The organism is Pseudomonas sp. TE4620, from assembly GCF_056279045.1.
Genome location: NZ_JBWBQO010000001.1, coordinates 5,186,932 through 5,210,460, shown reverse-complemented (window position 1 = coordinate 5,210,460; position 23,529 = coordinate 5,186,932). Strand labels below are relative to the sequence as shown.

Here is a 23,529-nt window from a genome sequence, read left to right as displayed (position 1 = left end):
ACGGGCCCGGCGCTAGAATGTCCGGAACATTGACGACAAAGGGACAAGGTTATCATGCGTACACTAAATCGCCTGTTGCTGCTCAGCCTGTTGGCAGTCACTCCGGTCGTCGCCGTGGCAGCGGATGACGCGCCATCGGCTGATCCAGAGGTAACCATTCGCACGGAAGGCGACAAAACCATCCAGGAATACCGGCAAAATGGCTTCCTGTATGCAATCAAGGTGACGCCCAAAGGCGGCAAACCTTATTTCCTGGTACGTGCCGATGGCTCGGACGGCAATTTCGTCCGCTCCGACCAGCCGGACATGCTGATCCCGTCGTGGAAAATCTTCGAGTGGAAGTAGGCCGTACCCTTTACATCAACCTGGCACTTCCCTGCTGAAGTGCCCGTATGGGCAATTTTTGATCATGTCAGTCTTCACCCCCCTGACCCGGCCTGAGCTGGAAACCTTTCTGGCGCCGTACGGCCTGGGCCGCCTGCGGGACTTCCAGGGCATTGCCGCCGGTACCGAGAACAGCAACTTCTTTGTCAGTCTGGAACAGGGCGAGTACGTGCTGACGCTGGTCGAACGCGGGCCGATCCAGGACCTGCCGTTCTTCATCGAACTGCTCGACGTACTGCATGAGGCCGACCTGCCGGTGCCCTACGCCTTGCGTGGCAACGACGGCGTAGCCCTGCGCGAACTGGCCGGCAAACCTGCGCTGCTGCAACCACGGCTGCCGGGCAAGCACATCAAGAGCGCCAATAATCAGCACTGCGTACAGGTTGGCGAACTGCTCGGGCACCTGCACCTGGCCACCCGCGACAAGGTCCTGGAACGCAAGACCGACCGCGGCCTGGACTGGATGCTGGAAACCGGCGCCGAACTGATGCCGCGCCTGAACGCCGAACAACGCCAGTTGCTGCAGGCGTGCCTGGACGAAGTTGTCGAGCACAAGGCGCAGATCATGGCCCTGCCGCGGGCCAACCTGCATGCCGACCTGTTCCGCGACAACGTGCTGTTCGAAGGCACCCACCTGACCGGCCTGATCGACTTCTACAACGCCTGCTCGGGGCCGATGCTCTACGACCTGGCGATTACCCTGAACGACTGGTGCTGCGACGACGCCGGCATCATCGACGGCCCACGGGCGCGGGCGTTGCTCGGCGCTTATGCAGCGCTGCGACCGTTCACCTCGGCCGAGGCCAACCTGTGGCCGGTGATGCTGCGCATTGCCTGCGTGCGCTTCTGGCTGTCGCGCCTGATTGCCGCCGAATCGTTTGCCGGGATGGACGTGCTGATTCACGACCCGGCCGACTTCGAAGTACGCCTGGCGGCGCGCCAGCAGGTAGAGATAGCGTTGCCGTTCGCGCTGTGAAACATCGCGGGGCAAGCCCGCTCCTACAATAGGTTGGAGCGGGCTTGCCCCTGCGATCGGGGCGTCACAACTTCTCCAGGCACCCCGCCAGATCATTCCCCAGCGTCTCCAGCAACTGCTCGTAGCCCTGGGCACTGGCCGGCGCCGTACCACCCAGCGCGTCCAGCTCCGCCAGGGTCACCGGCAGCCCCGCCGTCAGCGTCTCAGCCAAACGTGGGCGCAGTGGCGGCTCGCTGAACACACAGGTCTTGCCCACTTCCTGCAGGCGTTTGCGCATCGCCGCCACGTGTTGGGCACCCGGCTGCACTTCGGCGGCCACGCTGAACACCCCGGTGTGTTTCAGACCATAGGCCGACTCGAAGTAGTCAAATGCCTCGTGAAAAACGAAGAACGGTTTGCCGCTGACACCGCTCAAGCGCTTTTTCAGGCGCCCGTCCAGCGCATCCAGACGCTCGCCGAAGGCCTTGAGGTTGCTCTGGTAGCGCGCGGCATTGGCCGGATCGGCAGTGCTGAGGTCTGCGGCGATCCTGGCGGCGATCACCCGGGCGTTGACCGATGACAGCCAGAGGTGGGCATCGAGACTGCCGGGGCGGTGATCATGGTCATGATCGTCGCCATCTTCGTCATGGGAGTGGCTATCTTCGCCAAAATGGCGCAGGTGCAGGCCGGGCAGTTCCTGCACGGCAACGCTTGGCTTGCTGCGGCCTTTGAGCACACGCGGCAGAAAGCCCTCCATGTCCGGGCCGATCCAGTACAGCAGGTCGACGTCGGCCACCCGCCGTACGTCGGAAGGACGCAGGGCGTAATGGTGCGGCGAGGCGCCTGGCGGCAGCAGCACTTCAGGCGTACCGACGCCGTCCTGAACCGCCGCAGCGATCTGTTGCAGGGGCTTGATGCTGGTCAGCACACGCACTTCGGCCTGTGCCTGGGCCATCACCAGAGTGGCGATAAAAGCGACAAAAAGGGCAAAAATTCGGGACACGATGACCACTCACAGGGGCTGAAACAGGTAACATAATAACGTCTCCAATCAGAACCGTCGCCGCTCATGCCTAAAACCCCGCTGGCCAACCGCCCCCACGACCACTCCCATTGCGTACACAGCGCCCTGGCCGAGGCCGATGCGCTGTGCGCACGCCAGGGTGTGCGCCTGACCGCTTTGCGCCGCCGCGTGCTGGAGCTGGTGTGGCAGAGCCACAAGCCGCTGGGCGCCTACGACATCCTCGCCGTGCTGAGCGAGCAGGACGGTCGCCGGGCCGCGCCGCCGACCGTGTACCGGGCGCTGGATTTCCTCCTGGAAAACAGCCTGGTGCACCGCATTGCCTCGCTCAACGCCTTTATCGGCTGCAGCCACCCCGAGCACGCGCACCAGGGCCAGTTCCTGATTTGCCGCGCATGCCACGTGGCCATCGAGCTTGAGCAGCGCAGCATCAGCGACGCCATCGTCGCCAGCGCTAAAGACGTCGGCTTCAGCGTCGAAGCACAAACGGTCGAAGTGGTCGGCCTGTGCAGCAACTGCCGGAGCGCCTGATGAGCAATGCGCTGATTCGCCTCGAGCAGGTGGGCGTGAGCTTCGCCGGCCAAGCGGTGCTCGACAGCATCGACCTGGCCGTGGAACCGGGGCAGATCGTCACCCTGATCGGCCCCAACGGCGCCGGCAAGACTACCTTGGTACGCGCCGTGCTCGGCCTGCTCAAGCCGCATACCGGTACGGTCTGGCGCAAGCCGCGGCTGCGCATCGGCTACATGCCGCAAAAGCTTCAGGTCGATGCCACCTTGCCGCTTTCGGTACTGCGCTTCTTGCGCCTGGTGCCCGGCGTTGATCGCGCCGCAGCGTTGTCGGCACTCATGGAAGTCGGCGCCGAAAAGGTCATCGACAGCCCGATCCAGGGGATTTCCGGCGGCGAGATGCAGCGTGTGCTGCTGGCCCGCGCACTGCTGCGCGAGCCCGAGCTGCTGGTGCTCGATGAGCCGGTGCAGGGCGTCGACGTCGCCGGCCAGTCCGAGCTGTACAGCCTGATCACCCGTCTGCGCGACCGCCATGGCTGCGGCGTGCTGATGGTTTCCCATGACCTGCATCTGGTCATGAGCACCACCGACCAGGTGGTCTGCCTCAACCGTCATGTCTGCTGCTCCGGCCACCCCGAGCAGGTCAGCGGCGACCCGGCGTTCGTCGAGCTGTTCGGCAGCAACGCGCCGAGCCTGGCGATTTATCACCACCATCACGACCACGCCCACGACCTGCACGGCTCGGTGGTTGCCCCGGCCAAAGGCGGCCACGTTCATGGAGATCACTGCAAGCATGGCTGATTTTCTGCTTTACGCCCTGCTCGCAGGTTTGGCCCTGGCGCTGGTCGCCGGCCCTCTGGGATCCTTCGTGGTCTGGCGGCGCATGGCCTATTTTGGCGACACCCTGTCCCACGCTGCGTTGCTCGGCGTCGCCCTGGGTTTCGTGCTGGATGTCAGCCCGGCGCTGGCGGTGACTGTCGGCTGCCTGTTGCTGGCGATCTTGCTGGTGACCTTGCAACAACGCCAGCCGCTGGCCTCCGACACTCTGCTGGGGATTCTGGCACCGAGCACGCTTTCCCTTGGCCTGGTGGTGCTGAGCTTCATGCACGATGTGCGCATCGACCTGATGGCCTACCTGTTCGGCGACCTGCTGGCGATCAGCCCGGGGGATCTGGCCTGGATTCTCGGCGGCAGCGCTGCGGTGCTGCTGTTGCTGGTGGTGCTGTGGCGCCCGCTATTGGCAGTCACCGTGCACGAAGAGCTGGCCATGATCGAAGGCTTGCCGGTTGCCGCGCTGCGCCTGGCGCTGATGCTGCTGATCGCGGTGGTGATTGCCGTGGCGATGAAGATCGTCGGCGTCCTGCTGATTACCTCGCTATTGATTATTCCCGCCGCTGCGGCGCAACGTCACGCCCGCTCGCCGGAACAAATGGCCCTGGGCGCCAGCCTGCTTGGGGTTACCGCGGTGTGCGGCGGCCTGGCGTTGTCGTGGTTCAAGGACACGCCGGCCGGGCCGTCCATCGTGGTCTGCGCCGCAGTGCTATTCTTGCTGAGCCTGGCACTGCCCCGGCGCTGAAGACGTGGGGTGCAGCCAAAGCGGTTGCACCCTGCGACATTTAAAAACGCGCGGGGTCCTGAAGAGTTATTTTCGAGTCTGCGGACTGGGTGTAGACTTGCTCGCTTTTTGCGCAAATAGAGAGTCGCAGGAATGAAGCCGTTCGCCTCCCGTTATCTGCTCCTTGCCGCGTTTTCACTGATCCTCGCCGCGTGCTCCAGCACCCCGGCCGACAACGCTGCCGTGCCTGCCCAGCCTGATGCCTGGCAGCAGTTGGAGCAAAGCATCGCCAGCAGCGAGCTGGCCACTGCCGAAGATCAACTCGCCACCCTGCAAAGCCAGGCGCCGAATGACAGCCGGATCGAGCAGTACCAGCGTCAATTGGCCGAAGCCTATCTGCAACGCAGCCAGATCGTCCTGCAAAAGGGCGATGTGAACGCGGCGGCCACTGCCCTGGCCCGCGCCCGTGCGCTGATGCCCAAGGCGCCGGCGCTGACGGGCGGCGTCAACGGTGCTATCGCCCAGGCGCGCAAGGCCGAGCTCGACAAAGCCGAGGCCGCCCTGAAAGCCGCCGAAGCCCGCCCTGCCGCCAAGCTGATCGACCCGACCGCGCCAAGCACCGTGGTTGCGTTGAAAACCACCAATATTCGCGAAATGCGCAAGCAACTCGATGACATCGCCAGTGATGTGATCAATTACCAGTGCGATGTGGTGTTCCAGGTGCCGCGCAAGCAGGATGCACCCTGGCTGCAAACCTTGCTGGGCAAACGCGTTAAAAAACTCGACGGTGATTTTGCCTTGCAGCAAAGCCACGAGATTCACCGCAACCAACCTGCCCAGGCGGTGCTGATCCCACGCCGCCCATGACGAAACAGGGTGCCCTGATCGGCACCCTGTTTGTGCATCACGCCGGAATGGCTTTCGCCGCGGCCTCACGCTCCCACACCCGATGCTTGCTGATTGCCGTGATAAAGGCCTTGTAGGCTTTGTCATCATTGCCCAGCAGCAAGCCGCTGTCGGCCTTGAGCCCCAGCTTGTCGAGCACGGCTTGCGCCTCGCTGGCCAGGCCAATCGGCTTGAGGTGCTTGTAGGCTTCAAGCAGAAAGTGCAGCGCCACGCCGTCACCGGCCAGGGCCTGTAGCGAAGACTTGCCGCCCGGCACCCAGGCCGCATCGAAGATCACCGATGGCATGCCTTCCATCGAGGCATCCACGGCCAGCGCCTTGCCCTGGGCGGTTTTTACCGGCGCCGAGCTCGGGCCAAGGATCTTGATCTGCGCGCTCTCGGCTTCCAGCGCCTTGACCAGGCTATCGACACTGTCGCCATCCACGCCATCAGCCACCAGCACTGCAACCTTGCGGCCCTTGATGCCTTCGCCGAGCAGGTTCATCTGGCTCAGCGCCGGTGACTCCTTGAGGCTGGTTTGGGGCACATCCACCGTACCTTTCTTCGGCGCCGGCAGGCCAAGATTGGCAGCCACTCGCGCCGCCAGCTTGAGGTCGATGTTGGCAAGAATTTCATTGACCTCACGGGCGCGGATGTACTCCCGCTCAACTTTGCCCAGTTCGAAGCTGTAGGCGCTGATGATGTGCTCCTGCTCGGTCGGGCTCATGCTCTGGAAGAACAATCGCGCCTGGGAGAAATGGTCGGCGAACGACGGGCTGCGCTGGCGCACTTTGTGCGCCTCGATGCGCTCCGGATACGACTCGAAACCACCATCGCTGGCTGCCGGCGCAGTCTCCTTGGGCCAGCCACCGTCGATCGAGTTGGGCTCGTAAGAGGCACGGCCCTTGTCCAGCGTGGTGCGGTGCTGCGCATCGCGCTGGCCGTTGTGGTTAGGGGCTAGCGGACGGTTAATCGGGATCTCGTGAAAGTTCGGCCCGCCTAGCCGGCTGATTTGGGTATCGGTGTAGGAAAACAACCGGCCCTGCAGCAGCGGGTCGTTGGAGAAGTCGATGCCGGGGACGATATGCCCAGGGCAGAAGGCAACCTGTTCGGTTTCAGCAAAGAAATTGTCCGGGTTGCGGTTAAGCACCATCTTGCCCAGCGGCGTCACCGGTACCAGCTCTTCGGGGATGATCTTGGTTGGGTCGAGCAAGTCGAAGTCGAACTTGTGCTCGTCTTCTTCGGCGACGATCTGCACGCCGAACTCCCATTCCGGGTAATTACCGGTTTCAATCGCTTCCCACAGATCGCGGCGGTGGTAATCGGTGTCTTTGCCCGCCAGCTTCTGCGCTTCGTCCCACAACAGCGAACACACGCCGGCCTTGGGCTTCCAGTGGAATTTGACGAAGCTGGATTTGCCCTCGGCATTGATCAGGCGAAAGGTATGCACGCCGAAGCCCTGCATGGTCCGCAGGCTTTTAGGAATGGCGCGGTCGGACATCGCCCAGATCACCATGTGCGCCGACTCCGGCACCAGCGAGACGAAGTCCCAGAAGGTGTCGTGGGCCGAGCCGCCGGTGGGCATTTCGTTGTGCGGCTCAGGTTTTACTGCATGGACGAAGTCGGGGAACTTGATCGCATCCTGGATGAAAAACACTGGCATGTTATTGCCGACCAGGTCGAAGTTGCCTTCGTCGGTGAAGAACTTCACGGCAAAACCGCGCACATCGCGCACGGTATCACCCGAGCCACGCGGGCCCTGAACGGTGGAAAAGCGCACGAACACCGGGGTGATTTTCTCCGGGTCCTGGAGAAAACCGGCCTTGGTCAGCGCGGCATGCGATTCATAGGCCTGGAAGTAGCCATGGGCCCCGGTACCGCGGGCATGGACGATGCGTTCGGGGATGCGCTCATGGTCAAAATGCGTGATCTTTTCACGCATGATGAAGTCTTCCAGCAGCGACGGGCCACGGTCACCGGCTTTCAGGGTGTTCTGGTTGTCGGCAACCTTGACCCCCTGGTTGGTGCGCAGCGCCTGGCCGGTGGCGTCACTGCGAAATGTTTCCAGGCTTTGCAGCTTGGCGTTGGTATTGGCGCGGTCCGGGGTCTGGGTACCGGCGAGTTGGCTTTCCTTGGGTGGGTTCTTCTTGCTGGGCATCAGTGTGCTCTCCTCACTCAATCAGTCCTACGGTTCGACCCCACGGCGGGCCCTATTCAGTAGTGACTGATGGCCCCTGCAGGCGTTCCTTCGGATTGACCACTGATCGCGTTATTCCAGTAGCATTGGTCAATTGCGAAATAAATGCTAAGAACCTCTATACGAACAGGCTAAAATGCGCGCCCGGCTAACCGCTGACCCCATTCCCATGCGCCCCACAAGGTTCGCTACGTGATCGAGTTTCAAAATGTTCATAAAACCTACCGCGTAGCCGGTAGGGATATCCCCGCACTGCACCCGACCAACCTGAGCGTCGAAGACGGCCAGGTGTTCGGGCTGATCGGCCATTCCGGCGCCGGTAAAAGTACCCTGCTGCGCCTGATCAACCGCCTTGAAGCGCCAAGCGGCGGCAAGATCATCGTCGACGGCGAAGACGTCACTGGGTTCAACGCCAACGATCTTCGTCGATTCCGCCAGCAAGTCGGGATGATCTTCCAGCACTTCAACCTGCTGGCCTCCAAGACCGTTGCCGATAACGTGGCCTTGCCGCTGACCCTGGCCGGCGAGCTGTCACGCAAGGAAATCGACACCCGCGTCAACGAGTTGCTGGCCCGCGTCGGCCTGGCCGATCACGCGAAAAAATACCCGGCACAGCTTTCCGGCGGCCAGAAGCAGCGCGTCGGCATCGCCCGCGCCCTGGCCACCAAGCCGAAGATCCTGCTGTGTGACGAAGCCACCAGCGCCCTCGACCCGCAGACCACCGCCTCGGTGTTGCAACTGCTGGCCGAGATCAACCGCGAACTGAAGCTGACCATCGTGCTGATCACCCACGAAATGGACGTGATCCGCCGGGTCTGCGACCGCGTGGCGGTGATGGATGCCGGGCAGATTGTCGAGCACGGCCCGGTAGCCGATGTATTCCTGCACCCGCAGCACCCGACCACCAAGCGCTTCGTCCAGGAAGACGAGCAGATCGACGAAAACGAACAGCGCGACGACTTCGCCCATGTGCCAGGACGCATCGTGCGCCTGACCTTCCAGGGCGATTCGACCTACGCGCCGCTGCTGGGCACCGTCGCCCGAGAAACCGGTGTGGACTACAGCATCCTCGCTGGCCGCATCGATCGCATCAAGGACACCCCGTATGGGCAGCTGACCCTGGCCGTCACTGGCGGCGACATGGAAGCGGCGTTCGCCCGCTTCACTGCGGCTGATGTTCATATGGAGGTACTGCGTTGATGGACGCCTTGAGTTTCTTTGCCAACGTCGACTGGGCCGAAATCTGGCTGGCTACCATCGACACCATGATCATGCTGTTCGGCTCGCTGTTCTTCACCGTGCTGCTCGGCCTGCCGCTGGGCGTGTTGCTGTTTCTTTGCGGCCCGCGCCAGCTGTTCGAGCAGAAGGGCGTGTACGCGCTGCTGTCGCTGGTGGTAAACGTCCTGCGCTCGCTGCCGTTCATCATCCTGCTGATCGTGATGATTCCGTTCACCGTGCTGATCACCGGCACCTCGCTGGGCGTCGCCGGGGCCATTCCGCCCCTGGTGGTCGGAGCCACGCCGTTCTTCGCGCGCCTGGTGGAAACCGCGCTGCGTGAAGTCGACCGCGGCATCATCGAAGCCACCCAGTCGATGGGCGCCACCACCCGCCAGATCATCACCAATGCCTTGCTGCCCGAGGCCCGTCCGGGCATCTTCGCGGCCATTACCGTCACGGCCATTACCCTGGTGTCGTACACCGCGATGGCCGGTGTGGTGGGCGCTGGCGGCCTCGGTGACCTGGCGATCCGCTTCGGTTACCAACGTTTCCAGACCGACGTGATGGTGGTCACCGTGGTCCTGCTGCTGGTACTGGTTCAAGTCCTGCAGAGCGTGGGCGACAAACTGGTTGTGCATTTTTCCCGTAAGTAACCCCATGGGTCGGCACTGCCGACGCACCGGGGGCCGGACTGGCCCTCACAAGGAGTGATTTGATGAAAAAGCTGCTTGCTGTTGTCGCCGCCGTCGCGGCCTTCTCGGCCCAGGCCGAGACCCTGACCGTCGCCGCCACCCCGGTGCCGCACGCCGAGATCCTCGAGTTCGTCAAACCGGCCCTGGCCAAAGAAGGCGTGGACTTGAAGGTGAAGGTGTTCACCGACTACATCCAGCCGAACGTGCAAGTGGCCGAGAAGCGCCTGGACGCCAACTTCTTCCAGCACCAGCCGTACCTGGATGAGTTCAACAAGGCCAAGGGCACCCATCTGGTCAGCGTTGCCGGCGTGCACCTGGAGCCGCTGGGCGCCTACTCGAGCAAGTACAAGAAGCTCGACGAGCTGCCATCGACCGCTACCGTGGTCATCCCCAACGACGCCACCAACGGCGGTCGCGCCTTGCTGCTGCTGGACAAGGCCGGTGTGATCAAGCTCAAAGACAACAGCAACATCCTCTCGAGCGTCAAAGACATCGTTGAGAACCCGAAGAACCTGAAGTTCCGTGAACTGGAAGCGGCAACCATCCCGCGCGTGCTGACCCAGGTCGACCTGGCGCTGATCAACACCAACTACGCGCTGGAAGCCAAGCTCAACCCTGAGACGGACGCACTGGTCATCGAAGGCAGCGATTCGCCTTACGTGAACATCCTTGTTGCCCGCCCGGACAACAAGGACTCGGAAGACATGAAGAAGCTGGCGGCTGCGCTGCACTCGCCTGAGGTGAAGAAGTTCATCGAAGAGAAGTACAAGGGCGCGGTCAAGCCGGCGTTCTGATTCAAAGACCTATCGCGGGTCAAGCCAACTCTCACAGGTCAGGTGATCTCTGTGGGAGCGGGCTTGACCCGCGATGCTTTTAGTCGCGCTTAACCAGCCCAGGCAACTGCGCAACCAGCTTCTGGTTGTTGAACGGCGCGCGGATAAACCCGCGCTGCTTGCCGTCCGGCCCCAGCAACGCCAGGTTGCCGCTGTGATCGACCGTGTAGTTCGGCTTGCTGGTATCGGCCGGAATGAACGGAATGCTCACCGCATTGGCCAGCTTCTGGATGTTTTCCAGCGAGCCGGTCACCCCGCGAAAATCCTTGTCGAAATAACCCAGGTACTGCTTCAGCTGTGCCGGGGTGTCGCGGTTCGGGTCGACGCTGACCAACACCACCTGCAAACGCTCAACAGCCTCTTTGGGCAGCTCGCTTTTAACCTGGCGCAGCTGGGCGAGGGTGGTCGGGCAGATGTCCGGGCAGAAGGTGTAGCCGAAGAACAGCAGCGACCACTTGCCCTTGAGCTCGTCCATCACCACAGGCTGGCCCTGTTCGTCGGTCATTTGCACGGCAGGCACGGTGCGGCTCTGCGGCAGCAGGATGATGCCGGCATCGATCAGCTCGGTCGGGTTGCCTTCGCTGCGGCCATTGAGCACCTTGTTGACGGTAAGCCCGAGGATCACGGCGACCAGGGCAACGAGAATAAAGACGGTTTTCTGGGTTCGAGTCATAGGTTCAACAGTAGGTAGTGGTCAACAAGCAGCGCGATGAACAGCAGCAACAGGTACCAGATAGAGTACTTGAAGGTCTTGATCGCCGCGTGCGGCCGACTGCCACGGTACAACACCCAGGCCCACTGCAGGAAGCGCCCGCCCAGGGCCAGGGCACAGGCCAGGTACAACGGCCCGCTCATGTGGATGGCGTAGGGCAACAGGCTGACCGCCAGCAACACCAGGGTGTACAGGAGGATATGCACCTTGGTGTAGTGCTCGCCGTGGGTCACCGGCAGCATCGGAATATCAGCCTTGGCGTACTCTTGCTTGCGGTGAATGGCCAGGGCCCAGAAGTGCGGCGGGGTCCAGGCGAAGATGATCAGCACCAGCAGCAATGGCTCGGCGCTAATGTGCCCGCTGATCGCCACCCAGCCCAGCAACGGCGGCGCAGCGCCGGCCAGGCCGCCGATAACGATGTTCTGCGGCGTGGCGCGCTTGAGAAAGCCGGTGTAGATCACCGCGTAGCCGAGCAGCGAGGCCAGGGTCAGCCAGGCGGTCAGGGCGTTGGTGAACACCAGCAGCAATGCCATGCCCAGGGTCGCCAGCAGCAGGGCAAAGGTCAGCGCCGCCGCCGGTGCCACGCGGCCCTCGGCAATCGGGCGTTTATGGGTACGCGCCATCAAGGCATCGATGCGCCGGTCGACCACATGGTTGACCACTGCCGCACCACCGGCGCAACAGGCAATGCCCAGGTTGCCGAACAGCAGGATGGTCCACGGCACCCCGGCACGGGTGGCGAGGAACATGCCGACCAGCGAGGTGATCAGCATCAGCACCACCACCTTGGGTTTGGTCAGCTCGAGGTAATCGCGCCAGCCTGCCTGCAGCCTGCGCTCGCTCAGAAGCGTCGCCATGAATTATCTCCCAGATAATGAACGACTCCGCCGCTCGCCAGCGGGGTCAGGCGCCAGCCCTGGCTGACCCGGCGGACCTTTGCCTGGGCAACCAGTCGAATGCGGTAATTGACCAGCACCATACTCAGCAACAGCAGCGCGCCACCGGCGTTATGGGCCACGGCCACGGCCAGCGGCAGATGGAACAGCACGTTGCTGATGCCCAGGCTCACCTGCAGCGCCAGCGCCGCCAATACCAACCCGGCCAGCCGGCTCAAACCATGACGGTGCAGCTTCCAGCTCAAGACCAGCATGACCGCCGTCACCAGCAAAGCGCCCAGGCGGTGACTCATATGGATCGCCGTGCGCGCGTCACTGTCGAGCTGGCCACCGAGGTAATTGGGGCCGATATGCTGGGTCAGGTGAAAGCCGTTGGCGAAGTCTGCCTGCGGCCACCACTGGCCATGGCAGGTCGGCAGGTCGATGCAGGCCACTGCCGCGTAGTTGGCGCTGACCCAACCGCCCAGGGCGATCTGGCCGATCACCACCAGCAAGCCCAGCGCCGCCACCCGGCGCACGCTCAAAGGCAGCTTGGGCAACGGCGCAAAGGCCCGTGACAGGCGCAGGCTGAGCAAAAACAACAGGCTCAAGGTGGCAAAACCGCCCAATAGATGTGCCGTGACCACCTGCGGCCACAGCTTGAGAGTCACCGTCCACATGCCGAAAGCCGCCTGGGCGAACACCACGCCAAGCAACAACAGCGGCAGGCGATAGGGCTGGCCGTCGCGGCCATGGCGGCGCCAGGCCTGCAGGGCGAGCAGGGTGATCACCAGGGCCAGGGTGCCGGCAAAGTAGCGATGGACCATTTCGTTGCGGCCTTTGTGCGCTTCCACCGGAGTGTCGGGAAAGTGCAACTCGGCGTGGGCCAGCTGTGCTTCAGTCTTGGGCACGCTGATAAAGCCATAGCAGCCGGGCCAGTCAGGGCAGCCCAGGCCGGCATGGGTCAGACGGGTGTAGGCACCGAGCAACACGACAACCAGTGCCAGCAGGGTGGCGAAGACAGCGAGGCGAAATCCAGGTCTGGCCATGGCAATGTCCTACCCGATATTGGACAGCTTCAGCAGGTGGCGCAGGTCATTGAGCAAGTCCTTGCCCTTGACCCTGGCGTCGTAGCGCAGCACCAGGTTGCCGTGCGGGTCGACGATCCACAGCTGGGCATCCTGTTTGCCCTGGCTGAGCGCGCCATAGCGCGACAGGTCCAGGGGGTAGCGTTGCAGTTGCGGGTACTCGCGCTCGAGCTTGGCCTGGTAGTCCGCCGTCAGTGGCTGGGCGGTGGCCAGGGCATGGCTGGCACGGCTGGCATCGCGGCCCAGGCCGATCTGGATCTGCCGGGCCAGGTACACCAACTGTTGGCAGTCCAGCCCGCACTCTTTGGGCGTGCTCACCAGCAGTTGCCAGCGTCCTTCCTCAGCGCTGACGCCGAGGTCGGCGAGGGTCTGGCCGTTGCCAATCATTTCGCCGTGGTAGCTGCGGCTGTCGGGCACCCAGAATTTGAGTTTGTACATGCTGGTGGCGAGGATCATCGGGCCGAGGACCACCAGCAGGATCAGCAGCAGTTGCAGGCGCCCACGCGCACGATTGCGCGGTTGCCTGCCCTCAGACATGTTGAGTGGACTTGTGGCGGCTCCCATGCTGTTTCTCCTTGTTGTTATGCCAGCCGAAGTAGAGGTAGAGCAGCACCAGGGCCAACGCCAGGGCAAACCACTGCACGGCGTAACCCAGGTGTTTTTCCGGGCCCAAGGCGACCACCGGCCAGTCCAGCCGGTAGCTGGCCGGGCCTGGTTCCAGGCGCAATTCATGGGCAAAACCTTCGCGGCCCAGTTGCGGCCACAGCGCGCCGGCGTCAATCGCCGTGATCAGCCGCGGCCAGCTGCCGCCTTGCGGGTCGGCATGCAGCTGGAAGGTGGTGCCCGGGGCGACATACACCGAGGCGTCCAGGCTCAAGGCTTGCCCAGGGGTGCTGAACTGCACCGGGATGCGCCGGTCCGGCCACGGCAGCCAGCCGCGATTGATCAACAGCCACAGGCCGCTGGCCTGGTCGAGAAAGGGTTGCAGCAGCTCGACGCCAACCTGGCCATCGCGCATGCGGTTATCCAGCAACAAGCTGTGCTGGCTATCGAACTGGCCGTACAGGTGCACCCGGCGATAGGCCGGATCGGCGATCTGCAGCAACTGCGTGCTGCCCACCGCGTCGCCGGCACTGCGTTCGGCATACACCTGCAGCAGCTGGCGCTTCTGCTCGGCGCGCGCCAGCTGCCAGCAGCCCAGCGCGATCAACCCCGGCAGCAGCAACAGCACCACCAGGGTCGGCACGATGCCGGGGCGAAAGCGCTTCACCGGGCCCTCGAAAGGTCAGTCGCTATACTTGTACTCATCACTGCATCCCCCCGGAGTTTCGCCATGCTCAAAGCCGCGATTGTCCTGATGCTGTTGGCGACCATCGCCAGCCTGTTCAGCGGCCTGTTCTTTCTGGTCAAGGACGACGGACAGTCGACTCGCCTGCTCAAAGCCCTGACTATTCGTGTCACCCTGGCCGCCTTGACCCTGGCCCTGGTGACCTGGGGTTTCTACAGCGGCCAGTTGGTTTCCCACGCGCCGTTCTGAACCCGGCTACAGCACGTAAACGAAGATAAACAGCCCCACCCAGACCACATCGACGAAGTGCCAGTACCAGCTGGCCGCCTCGAAACCGAAGTGTTTGTCGGCGTTGAAATGCCCGCGCAGGATGCGCACCAGCATCACGATCAGAATCAGGGTGCCCATGGTCACGTGGGCGCCGTGGAACCCGGTGAGCATGAAGAAGGTTGCGCCATAGATACCCGAACCCAGGGTCAGCCCCAGTTCGGTATAGGCTTCGTGATACTCGTAGGCCTGCAGCACCAGGAACGACAAGCCAAGAAGGATGGTCAGCGCCAGCCAGGCCTTGAGTGGCCCGCGATGGTTCTTGCGCAGGGCATGGTGGGCGATGGTGATGGTGACGCTGGAGCTGACCAGCAAAATGGTGTTGATCAGCGGCAAGTGCCAGGGGTCGATGATGTCTTTGGGCGGCGGAAACAGTTTCGGGTCTGGCGTGTTCAGTAGCGGCCAGGAGAACTCGAAGTTCGGCCACAGCATGTGCGCCACGCCCTTGGCGCCGTCACCACCAAGCCAGGGTCCGGCCAGGTTGCGCACGTAGAACAGCGCGCCAAAGAAGGCGATGAAAAACATCACCTCGGAAAAGATGAACCACGACATGCCCCAGCGGAACGAGCGGTCCAGCTGCGGACTGTAGAGCCCGGCGCGGCTTTCCTTGACCACCGCGCCGAACCAGCCGAACAACATGTAGGCCAGGCACAAGGCACCGAAGAAAAAGATCCACGGCCCGTGGGACTCCGGCCGCCCGGCCTTGAGGTCGTTGAACCAGGTGCCGAGGCCGAACACAGTGATGAACATGCCGACCGTGGCAATGATCGGCCACTTGCTTTGCGCCGGTACGTAATAGTGCTCATGGGAAGCCATCGTGGTGTTCTCCTTATCGGGCGCCCTGTGCAACCGGGTCCGCCAGGTGTGCGACCGGCGGGTGGCGAGCGGTGATATCGAACAGCGTGTAAGCCAGCGTCAGGTGTTTCACATCCTTGGGCAGGTCACGGTCGACGATGAAACGCACCGGCATTTCGATGCGCTCCCCCGGCTGCAGCACCTGCTGGGTAAAGCAGAAGCATTCGGTCTTGTGGAAATACGCCGCCGCCTCGGCTGGGGTAATGCTGGGGATGGCCTGGGCGCTCATGGGTTTGTCGGTCGGGTTGCGAGCGATGAACACCATCTGGTTGACCGCCCCCGGGTTGACGTCGATCTGGTCGGCGGTGGAATAAAAATCCCAGACCATGTCGCTGGCGTTGGTCGACATGAACTGCACCTTCACCGTGCGGTTCAGGTCGCTGACCTGGGTGCCTTCGTACTGGCCGCCGGTCTTGCCGTTGATGCCGAACGCCTTGCACATCACGTCGTAGATCGGCACCAGGGCAAAACCGAAGGCGAACATCACCACGGTCAGCAGCATCAGCCGCCACACCAGGCGCTTGAGCGAGGTCCCTTCACTCATGGCTGCATCCTCAGGCCGAAGCGGTTCATTTCACTTCCGGTGGAGTCTGGAAGGTGTGGTAAGGCGCCGGTGACGGCACCGACCATTCCAGCCCTTCGGCGCCATCCCAGGGTTTGGCCGGCGCCGGAGCGCCGCCGCGAATGCACTTGATGACGATGAACAGGAAGAAGATCTGCGTGGCGCCGAAGGTGAAGGCGCCAATCGAGGAGATCATGTTGAAGTCGGCGAACTGCAGGTTGTAGTCGGGGATCCTGCGCGGCATGCCGGCCAGGCCGACGAAGTGCATGGGGAAGAAGGCCATGTTCATGCCGATGAACGACAACCAGAAGTGCAGCTTGCCCAGGGTTTCGTCGTACATGTGCCCGGTCCACTTCGGCAGCCAGTAGTAGGCCGAGGCGAAGATGCCGAAGATCGCCCCGGGCACCAGCACGTAGTGGAAGTGAGCCACCACGAAGTAGGTGTCGTGGTACTGGAAGTCCGCCGGAGCAATCGCCAGCATCAATCCGGAGAAGCCGCCGATGGTGAAGAGAATGACGAAGGCGATGGCGAACAGCATCGGGGTCTCGAAGGTCAGCGAGCCTTCCCACATGGTGCTCACCCAGTTGAACACCTTCACCCCGGTGGGCACCGCGATCAGCATGGTCGCGTACATGAAGAACAGCTCGCCGACCACCGGAATGCCGACCACGAACATGTGGTGGGCCCAGACGATAAACGACAGGAAGGCAATCGCGCCGGTGGCATAGACCATCGAGGTGTAGCCGAACAGCGGCTTGCGCGAGAACGCCGGGATGATCGAGCTGACCGCGCCGAAGGCCGGCAGGATCATGATGTACACCTCGGGGTGGCCGAAGAACCAGAACACATGCTGGAACAATACCGGGTCACCACCGCCGGCAGCGCTGAAGAAGCTGGTGCCAAAGTGGATGTCCATCAGCATCATGGTCACCACGCCCGCCAGTACCGGCATCACCGCGATCAGCAGGAAGGCGGTGATCAGCCAGGTCCAGACGAACAGCGGCATTTTCATCAGAGTCATGCCCGGGGCACGCAGGTTGAGGATGGTGGCGATGACGTTGATCGCGCCCATGATCGAGCTGATGCCCATCAGGTGGATGGCGAAGATGAAGAAGGTCACGCTTTCCGGCGCGTAGGTGGTTGAGAGCGGGGCGTAGAAGGTCCAGCCGAAGTTCGGTCCGCCACCGGGCATGAACAGGGTCGAGACCAGCAGCAGGAACGCGGCCGGCAACAGCCAGAAGCTGAAGTTGTTCATGCGTGGCAGGGCCATGTCCGGCGCGCCGATCATCAGCGGGATCATCCAGTTGGCGAGGCCAACGAAGGCCGGCATCACCGCGCCGAAGACCATCACCAGGCCGTGCATGGTGGTCATCTGGTTGAAGAACTCCGGCTGGACGATCTGCAGCCCGGGCTGGAACAGCTCGGCGCGAATGACCATGGCGAACGAGCCGCCAAGCAGGAACATCATGAAACTGAACCACAGGTACATGGTGCCGATGTCTTTGTGGTTGGTGGTCAGCACCCAGCGCATCAGGCCCTTGGCCGGCCCGTGGGCGTGCTCATGACCGTGGCTGTGGTCGTCGATCACTGCGCTCATGTCCTGTCTCCTGCAGTCCGGTGGCGGGGGCGCGGATAGGCATCAACCCGGCTCATTTGCTTTCTGCCTGTTTGATCGCCAGCACGTCTTTTGGCGTGACCATATCGCCCTTGTTGTTGCCCCAGGCGTTGCGTTCGTAGGTCACTACGGCGGCGATATCGACTTCCGAGAGCTGCTTGCCGAAGGCGGCCATGGCCGTGCCCGGCTTGCCGTGGAAGACCAGGCTCAGGTGATCTTCCTTGGGCCCGGTGGCAATTTTCGAGCCCTTGAGCGCCGGGAACATCGGCGGCAGGCCCTGACCTTCGGCCTGGTGACAGGCCACGCAGGTGGTGTGGTAAACCTTGTCGCCGCGCTCGACCAGCTCTTGCAGGGTCCATTCCTTGCTGGTCAGCTCCTTGAGCTTGGCCGCCTCGGCCTTGCGCTCGCCGAGCCAGGTGTCGTAGTCGGCCTTGGACTTGACTTCGACCACCACCGGCATGAAGCCGTGGTCCTTGCCGCACAGCTCGGTGCACTGGCCGCGGTAGATGCCGGGCTTCTCGACCCGGGTCCAGGCTTCGTTGACGAAGCCTGGAATGGCATCGCGCTTGACCGCAAAGGCCGGCACCCACCAGGAATGGATAACGTCGGCGGCGGTGACCAGGAAGCGCACCTTGGCACCCACCGGCAGCACCAGCGGCTGGTCGACTTCGAGCAGGTAGTGCTCGTCCTTGGGCGCTTTGTTGTGGATTTGATCGGCGGGGGTAGCCAGGTTGCTGAAGAACTCGACATCCTGGCCCAGGTATTTGTAATGCCATTTCCACTGGTAGCCGGTGACCTGGATATCGACGTCCGACTCGCTGGCATCGTAGATATCGATCAGGGTCTTGGTCGCCGGAATGGCCATGGCCACCAGGATCAGGAACGGCACCACCGTCCACATGATCTCGACCCAGGTGTGCTCGTGAAAATGCGCGGGCTGCTGGCCGGTGGAACGACGGTGGATGATCATCGACCAGAACATTGCGCCAAAGACCACCAGGCCGATGATCACGCAAATCCAGAAAATGGTCATGTGCAGGTCGAACACTGCGTTGCTGACTTCAGTCGCCCCTGGCGCCATGTTCACGGTCCAGGCGGCGTGCGCCTGACCGAATACCGACCACAACAGGAGGCCCATCCAGACATGTGGATGTCGCATCATTGCGGGTTCCCCTTATCGTTCTTGTTATCCCGGAGGCGTGGACCTACGGCTAAGGGTACGGCGGCCAAGACTGCGAACTTCGACGACCGAGCCCCTGCGAACTGCAGTCGGGCCTCATCAGCGAATCACTTTCAAACCGGAGTATAGACAGCGACCCCGGCGCCGCAATGCGCACAGGGAAAACATCGGCAGAAGTTGAACGTTTGCGCGCAAAGCCGCTAATTACCTGGCTTGAGGCACAATGATGGCATTTAGATATAATTGGCGAATATTAAGTTGTTAATGGTTATGCCAAATGCGTCTTAGGCATTTTCAGAACCGAGCTACCTTATGTCTTCCGTTTGTCACGCCTTTACCCTGGAGTTGTCATGAACATCGCCGCTTTGCGCGAGCAGATTACCCGTGCCCGTCAACATGAGACCGAAACCGGCCAACTGAAAACTCAACTGGAAAACCAGCTGCCCCGCCTGCACCCTTCGATCCATCTGCCAGAGGCCGATGCCCAAGGCGCCCTGGTGCGCTTCGTCGACGCCTATATCGATCAGGTACCGGAACTGCTGGAGGCGGCCAACGAGGTTGCCCGCGAAGCCGGCATCGAGTCGCAGATCAAACCGGTGCTGAAAATCGCCGAGCAGTACTTCCTGCAACCGCCCGCCATCACCGATACCCACCTCGGCCTGGGCTGCCTGCTGGATGAGGCCTACCTGGCCCATCGCCTGGTGGAAGAAGTTAACGACTTGTACATCAAGCACTTCAACCAGCCGCTGATCCCGCTCGACACCACGGTGGCCAACCTGATCGCCCACCAGCTGATCGGCGAGCAGTTTGCCAATCAGCTGGATGAAGTGGTGCACCACTCGGTGGACGAGATGCTCAACGAAGAAAGCTTTGCCCTGGAGTCGGTCGAGCAGTACCGCGACAAGCTCAGCAGCCCGAACACCGGCGAAGCCTGGAAGCGCTGGCCGTGCCTGTCGCGTCAGCTGGGTGTGGGCCTGGAGCTGGATCAGTCGGCTTGAGGCTGATTCGGTTCAAGCCCCCAACCCGGCGGTTGTCCGCACCCGCCCTTCGACCCGGCGCTTGAGCCGCCGCTGCTCGATCAGCAGCCGCGAGCCCTTGCCGGAATTGGCCCGGCCCCAGTCCTCGAGCAGCTCCAGGCAGGAGTGGTCGATGTAGCTGAGGTTGGCCAACGGCACGTGCAGGGTGGTCCCGGGCGGAATGCCTTCCAGCACCTGGGCCAGTGCCGGCACCTTGAGAAAGGTCGCCGCACCGCTCAGGCGCAGTTGCATATGGCCCGGTTGATCAAGGCTGGCCACGCTGATTTTCAGGCGTGCGGCCTTGAGCGCAAGCTTCAGCAGGGTCAGGGCAAAACCGAGCAGTACGCCGGTCAGCAGGTCGGTGAAGATGATCGCCAACGCTGTCGCCGCATAGGTGAACATCGGCATCCGGCCATACCGCCCCAGCCCGCGAAAGGCCTTGAAGTCGACCAGCTTGATCCCGGTGTAGACCAGCACACCCGCCAGGCTAGCCACCGGAATCTGCTGCAGCACGCTGCTGAGCACCACCACGAAAGCCAATAACCAGACCCCATGCAGGATCGCCGACAGGCGCGTTTGCGCCCCGGCCTGGACGTTGGCCGAGCTGCGCACGATAACCCCGGTCATTGGCAGTGCCCCCAGAACGCCACAGAGCATATTGCCCAGGCCCTGGGCCGACAGTTCGCGGTCAAAGTCCGAGCGCTGGCCGTTGTGCATGCGATCGACAGCGGCTGCAGATAGCAAGGTTTCGGCGCTGGCGATAAAGGCCAGGGCAAAGGCGGCGACCAGCAGGTTGGGGTCGGCCAGGTGGAGCAGGTCGGCCGGGCTCAGCCAGTCGATGGCTTCGCTGAGGTTAGCCGGCACTTCGACGCGGTTCACCGGCAATGCCAGCCAGATGCTGATCGCGGTCATCAAGGCCACGCCTAGCAAAGCCCCAGGCACGAAGCGCAGCGACTGCGGGCGCAAGCGCTCCCACCCCCACATGATGGCGATGGTGCCGAGCCCGAGCGCACCGGCCTGCCAGCCGTTGCCCGGGCTTTCCAGCGGCAACGCCTGGGCCAGGGTCGCCGGAAAGCCCAGCAGGTTGGCCAGGCCCGAAGGTTGCGGGGCGCTGTCGAACATCACATGCACCTGGGACAAGACAATCAGCACGCCGATACCCGCGAGCATGCCGTACACCACCGCCGGCGCCGTGACCCGGAACCAGCAGCCCAGGCGCAAACGGCCGGCGAGCAGTTGCAGCAGGCCGGCCAACAGCAGGATCGGGCCGAGCATCGCCACGCCATGCTGGCGCACCAGTTCGAACACCAGCACCGCCAGGCCGGCGGCCGGACCGCTGACCTGCAACGGCGAGCCGGCCAGCCAACCAACGACGATACCGCCGATGATCCCGGTGATCAGGCCCTTGGCCGGTGGCATGCCCGAGGCGATAGCGATGCCCATGCACAAGGGCAGGGCGACCAGAAACACGACTACTGACGCCAGTAATTCACGCGGCAAGGCCGCTTTCACTTGTGTCTTGTTCACCCTGTTACTCCTTCTCTCACGTTTCATGGCCATTCCAATGGCCGCTGGCACAACCCCTGACTTACGCGCAGCCGCATACCGCCAGCGGGCGCCGGCACGGCAATCAGGGAGATTCAAGGCAGCCGATGACCAGGCCGCACCAGGCAGGTGCAGCCGTCAATCAGCGATTCGCGGGGGTGTCAGGGACGCTTAGTAGCGGCCTTTGGGGGTGGCGCAGGGGATCGGCTGGCCTTGGGCTAGCGGCAGGAAGCTGTCGCTGGCGGCGTCATAAGCCTCGATCTGGCTGGTTTCGATGTCGTAGATCCAGCCATGGATATACAGCTGGCCGGCTGCCAGGCGCGAAGCCACCGACGGGTGAGTGCGCAAGTGGTGCAGCTGGGCGATGACGTTTTCTTTGGTCAGCACCTGCATGCTTTCATGCTCGCTACCACAGGAGCAGTTGTCTTCGACCACCGTGCGGGCGACCTCGGCATGGCGCAGCCAGGCTTTGACCGTCGGCATTTTCTCCAGGCTCTGGGGGTTGAGCACCGCGCGCATGGCGCCGCAATCGGAGTGACCGCAGACGATGATGTGGTGAACACCCAGGGCCAGCACCGCATATTCGATGGCGGTGGACACACCGCCGTTCATCTGCCCGTAAGGAGGCACGACGTTACCGACGTTGCGGGTCACGAACAGGTCGCCAGGGGAGCTCTGGGTAATCAGCTCGGGCACAATGCGTGAATCGGCACAGGTGATGAACATCGCACGGGGCTTTTGCGCGGTGGCGAGTTTCTTGAACAGCTCTTGCTGCTCGGGAAAAACGTCATGATGGAAGCGCAGGAAGCCGTCGACGATATGCTTCAGAGCGGCATCGGCGCTCTCGGCTGGGGCTTGCGGGACAACCTTGGATGGGTCCTTGACGGGCATGATTCATCCTCTTTGACGGTTTTGGGTTAAGTCCATTTTACCGGGTTGATGATTCAAACGGCGTATGACAGTTGGATGAAATACGCGCGCCAACCATCACATCAGTTGTTGACTGAATTCCTACGCTACTCGGCGAAACTTAACTCAAACTGAATTGCGAGGCTCTAGAACGGGCGTTCCAGAGATTCAAAGAGGTGTCTGGATAATAGCAAAAAAACATTAATGGCCAATACCCATTAATGAAATCAGAGCAGCGACATCTGCCCGCCTGGAGGACAAAACGCTGTGCAATCAAGCGCGTAGCCTTCGCGCCGATTCAGCCCCAGGCGGCGGATCGCCTTGCTGAAGCGTTGCGCCAGCAACTCGGCAAATACCCCCTCGCCGCGCATGCGCGCACCGAAGCGGCTGTCGTACAACTCACCACCGCGGCTCTGGCGAATCAGGCTAAGGACATGATTGGCCCGTTGGGGGTAATGGTCCAGCAGCCATTGCTCGAACAGCGGTGCCACCTCCAGCGGCAGGCGCAGCATCATGTAGGCCGCGTTCAGGGCGCCGCTGGCCTTGGCCGCCTCGAGCAAGTGCTCAAGCTCGCTGTCGTTGATCATCGGGATCATCGGCGAACACAGCACACCCACCGGCACACCGGCCTCGGTCAGCACCCGGATCGCCCGCAGACGTGCCTTGGGCGCCGCTGCCCGTGGCTCCAGCGTACGCTTGAGCTCGTCGTCCAGGGTGGTCAGGCTGATCATCACCTGTACCAGATTCTGCCGGGCAAGCTCGGCGAGCAGGTCCAGGTCGCGCAGAATCAGTGAGCCCTTGGTGACGATGGTGACCGGGTGCCGGTAGCGCAGCAGCACTTCGAGCAGGCGCCGGGTCAGTTGTTGCTCGCGTTCGATGGGCTGGTAGGGGTCGGTGTTGGAGCCCAGGTTGATCGGTGCGCACACATAGCCAGGCTTGCTCAGTTGCTGTTCGAGCACGGCGGCAGCGTTGGTCTTGGCAATCAGCTTGGTTTCGAAGTCGAGCCCCGGCGACAGATCCCAATAAGCGTGGCTGGGCCGGGCATAGCAGTAGATACAGCCGTGCTCGCAGCCGCGATAAGGATTGATCGAGCGATCGAAGGGCAGGTCGGGCGAGTTGTTGCGGGTGATGATGGTCTTGGCGGTTTCGATGCGTACTTCGGTACCCTGGGTCAGGGGCACTTCCTGGTACCAACCGTCATCCTCGGCCACCGAGCGATTCGGGGCGAAGCGGTTATGGGGATTGCTCGCGGTGCCACGACCCCGCACCGGCCCTTGAGGATTGAACATGAAAAACCCCGGATACTGT

Annotated in this window: 25 protein-coding genes; 11 read left to right on the top strand and 14 right to left on the bottom strand. The window is 62.6% G+C overall.

The window, feature by feature from the left end; translation table 11 throughout:
* Window positions 1-54: 54 nt before the first annotated feature.
* Together ACZ9A3_RS24290 and ACZ9A3_RS24285 are read left to right on the top strand one after the other, a co-directional pair.
* Complete coding sequence (locus ACZ9A3_RS24290) at window positions 55-345, top strand: DUF2782 domain-containing protein (RefSeq protein ID WP_045200671.1); 291 nt, start codon at window positions 55-57, stop codon at window positions 343-345.
* Between the two features lie 64 nt (window positions 346-409).
* Window positions 410-1,360, top strand: a complete 951-nt coding sequence (locus ACZ9A3_RS24285; protein WP_045200673.1) for a homoserine kinase — start codon at window positions 410-412, stop codon at window positions 1,358-1,360.
* 64 nt (window positions 1,361-1,424) lie between these two features.
* Here ACZ9A3_RS24285 and ACZ9A3_RS24280 read toward each other — a convergent pair whose 3' ends face one another.
* Entirely contained in the window at window positions 1,425-2,342 is a 918-nt protein-coding gene (locus tag ACZ9A3_RS24280; protein ID WP_045200771.1) for a zinc ABC transporter substrate-binding protein, read from the bottom strand.
* A gap of 66 nt (window positions 2,343-2,408) precedes the next feature.
* Here ACZ9A3_RS24280 and zur point away from each other — a divergent pair, with 66 nt between their 5' ends.
* The 4 genes from zur to ACZ9A3_RS24260 all read left to right on the top strand — a co-directional run bounded on the left by zur (window position 2,409) and on the right by ACZ9A3_RS24260 (window position 5,291).
* Window positions 2,409-2,891 (top strand): zinc uptake transcriptional repressor Zur, encoded by a 483-nt coding sequence (gene zur, locus ACZ9A3_RS24275; protein WP_476253206.1) that lies wholly within the window; start codon window positions 2,409-2,411, stop codon window positions 2,889-2,891.
* Window positions 2,891-3,670, top strand: coding sequence for a zinc ABC transporter ATP-binding protein ZnuC (gene znuC, locus ACZ9A3_RS24270; RefSeq protein ID WP_045200677.1), 780 nt, complete (start codon window positions 2,891-2,893; stop codon window positions 3,668-3,670). The genes zur and znuC overlap by 1 nt, the downstream gene beginning before the upstream one ends.
* A complete protein-coding gene (gene znuB, locus ACZ9A3_RS24265) occupies window positions 3,663-4,445 on the top strand; it encodes a zinc ABC transporter permease subunit ZnuB (protein ID WP_476253205.1) in 783 nt (260 codons plus the stop codon). Before znuC ends, znuB begins: the two co-directional genes overlap by 8 nt.
* Window positions 4,446-4,577: 132 nt before the next feature.
* Entirely contained in the window at window positions 4,578-5,291 is a 714-nt protein-coding gene (locus ACZ9A3_RS24260) for a PA5502 family lipoprotein (RefSeq protein WP_045200680.1), read from the top strand.
* Window positions 5,292-5,328: 37 nt separating this feature from the next.
* Here the strand turns inward: ACZ9A3_RS24260 and katE are convergent, their stop codons facing one another.
* A complete protein-coding gene (gene katE / locus ACZ9A3_RS24255) occupies window positions 5,329-7,467 on the bottom strand; it encodes a catalase HPII (RefSeq protein ID WP_476253204.1) in 2,139 nt (712 codons plus the stop codon).
* Between the two features lie 231 nt (window positions 7,468-7,698).
* On the opposite strand from katE, the gene ACZ9A3_RS24250 reads away from it, so the two are divergent.
* The 3 genes from ACZ9A3_RS24250 to ACZ9A3_RS24240 all read left to right on the top strand — a co-directional run bounded on the left by ACZ9A3_RS24250 (window position 7,699) and on the right by ACZ9A3_RS24240 (window position 10,210).
* Window positions 7,699-8,706: a methionine ABC transporter ATP-binding protein gene (locus tag ACZ9A3_RS24250; RefSeq protein ID WP_045200684.1), complete on the top strand. Its 1,008-nt coding sequence runs from the start codon at window positions 7,699-7,701 to the stop codon at window positions 8,704-8,706.
* Window positions 8,706-9,377, top strand: a complete 672-nt coding sequence (locus ACZ9A3_RS24245; protein ID WP_045200686.1) for a methionine ABC transporter permease — start codon at window positions 8,706-8,708, stop codon at window positions 9,375-9,377. Before ACZ9A3_RS24250 ends, ACZ9A3_RS24245 begins: the two co-directional genes overlap by 1 nt.
* A 62-nt stretch (window positions 9,378-9,439) precedes the next feature.
* Window positions 9,440-10,210 carry a MetQ/NlpA family ABC transporter substrate-binding protein gene (locus ACZ9A3_RS24240; protein WP_258595694.1) on the top strand — a complete coding sequence of 257 codons (771 nt, stop codon included), beginning with the start codon at window positions 9,440-9,442 and terminating at the stop codon, window positions 10,208-10,210.
* 79 nt (window positions 10,211-10,289) lie between these two features.
* On the opposite strand, the gene ACZ9A3_RS24235 is transcribed toward ACZ9A3_RS24240, so the two are convergent.
* The 5 genes from ACZ9A3_RS24235 to ACZ9A3_RS24215 are packed head-to-tail and all read right to left on the bottom strand — an operon-like array spanning window position 10,290 to window position 14,194.
* A complete protein-coding gene (locus tag ACZ9A3_RS24235) occupies window positions 10,290-10,922 on the bottom strand; it encodes an SCO family protein (protein ID WP_093377622.1) in 633 nt (210 codons plus the stop codon).
* A complete protein-coding gene (cyoE, locus tag ACZ9A3_RS24230; protein WP_195885379.1) occupies window positions 10,919-11,818 on the bottom strand; it encodes a heme o synthase in 900 nt (299 codons plus the stop codon). Before cyoE ends, ACZ9A3_RS24235 begins: the two co-directional genes overlap by 4 nt.
* On the bottom strand, window positions 11,803-12,885 hold the full coding sequence (locus tag ACZ9A3_RS24225; RefSeq protein ID WP_045200695.1) for a COX15/CtaA family protein: 1,083 nt from the start codon (window positions 12,883-12,885) through the stop codon (window positions 11,803-11,805). Before ACZ9A3_RS24225 ends, cyoE begins: the two co-directional genes overlap by 16 nt.
* Before the next feature lie 9 nt (window positions 12,886-12,894).
* The gene (locus ACZ9A3_RS24220) at window positions 12,895-13,488 is read right to left on the bottom strand and encodes a hypothetical protein (RefSeq protein WP_093377627.1); all 594 of its coding nucleotides are present in this window, start codon (window positions 13,486-13,488) and stop codon (window positions 12,895-12,897) included.
* Window positions 13,454-14,194 carry an SURF1 family protein gene (locus tag ACZ9A3_RS24215; protein ID WP_093377631.1) on the bottom strand — a complete coding sequence of 247 codons (741 nt, stop codon included), beginning with the start codon at window positions 14,192-14,194 and terminating at the stop codon, window positions 13,454-13,456. Before ACZ9A3_RS24215 ends, ACZ9A3_RS24220 begins: the two co-directional genes overlap by 35 nt.
* 63 nt (window positions 14,195-14,257) lie before the next feature.
* Here ACZ9A3_RS24215 and ACZ9A3_RS24210 point away from each other — a divergent pair, with 63 nt between their 5' ends.
* Window positions 14,258-14,461, top strand: coding sequence for a twin transmembrane helix small protein (locus ACZ9A3_RS24210; protein ID WP_045200700.1), 204 nt, complete (start codon window positions 14,258-14,260; stop codon window positions 14,459-14,461).
* Between the two features lie 6 nt (window positions 14,462-14,467).
* On the opposite strand, the gene ACZ9A3_RS24205 is transcribed toward ACZ9A3_RS24210, so the two are convergent.
* Genes ACZ9A3_RS24205 through coxB form a run of 4 tightly spaced genes read right to left on the bottom strand, consistent with a single transcriptional unit; the run spans window position 14,468 to window position 18,733 of the window.
* Window positions 14,468-15,355, bottom strand: coding sequence for a cytochrome c oxidase subunit 3 (locus ACZ9A3_RS24205; protein ID WP_045200702.1), 888 nt, complete (start codon window positions 15,353-15,355; stop codon window positions 14,468-14,470).
* 13 nt (window positions 15,356-15,368) lie between these two features.
* Window positions 15,369-15,938, bottom strand: coding sequence for a cytochrome c oxidase assembly protein (locus ACZ9A3_RS24200; RefSeq protein WP_038997842.1), 570 nt, complete (start codon window positions 15,936-15,938; stop codon window positions 15,369-15,371).
* A 25-nt stretch (window positions 15,939-15,963) separates the two neighbouring features.
* Window positions 15,964-17,553 carry a cytochrome c oxidase subunit I gene (ctaD, locus tag ACZ9A3_RS24195; RefSeq protein WP_045200704.1) on the bottom strand — a complete coding sequence of 530 codons (1,590 nt, stop codon included), beginning with the start codon at window positions 17,551-17,553 and terminating at the stop codon, window positions 15,964-15,966.
* 52 nt (window positions 17,554-17,605) lie between these two features.
* On the bottom strand, window positions 17,606-18,733 hold the full coding sequence (gene coxB, locus ACZ9A3_RS24190) for a cytochrome c oxidase subunit II (protein WP_045200706.1): 1,128 nt from the start codon (window positions 18,731-18,733) through the stop codon (window positions 17,606-17,608).
* A gap of 368 nt (window positions 18,734-19,101) precedes the next feature.
* Between coxB and ACZ9A3_RS24185 the strand changes: the two genes are divergently transcribed.
* Complete coding sequence (locus tag ACZ9A3_RS24185) at window positions 19,102-19,749, top strand: hypothetical protein (protein ID WP_093377637.1); 648 nt, start codon at window positions 19,102-19,104, stop codon at window positions 19,747-19,749.
* Window positions 19,750-19,761: 12 nt separating this feature from the next.
* On the opposite strand, the gene ACZ9A3_RS24180 is transcribed toward ACZ9A3_RS24185, so the two are convergent.
* From ACZ9A3_RS24180 to ACZ9A3_RS24170, 3 genes are all read right to left on the bottom strand, one after another.
* On the bottom strand, window positions 19,762-21,321 hold the full coding sequence (locus ACZ9A3_RS24180; RefSeq protein WP_213602814.1) for a SulP family inorganic anion transporter: 1,560 nt from the start codon (window positions 21,319-21,321) through the stop codon (window positions 19,762-19,764).
* Between the two features lie 162 nt (window positions 21,322-21,483).
* Entirely contained in the window at window positions 21,484-22,203 is a 720-nt protein-coding gene (locus ACZ9A3_RS24175) for a carbonic anhydrase (protein ID WP_045200712.1), read from the bottom strand.
* Between the two features lie 245 nt (window positions 22,204-22,448).
* Window positions 22,449-23,510: a PA0069 family radical SAM protein gene (locus ACZ9A3_RS24170; RefSeq protein WP_258608730.1), complete on the bottom strand. Its 1,062-nt coding sequence runs from the start codon at window positions 23,508-23,510 to the stop codon at window positions 22,449-22,451.
* Window positions 23,511-23,529: the final 19 nt, after the last annotated feature.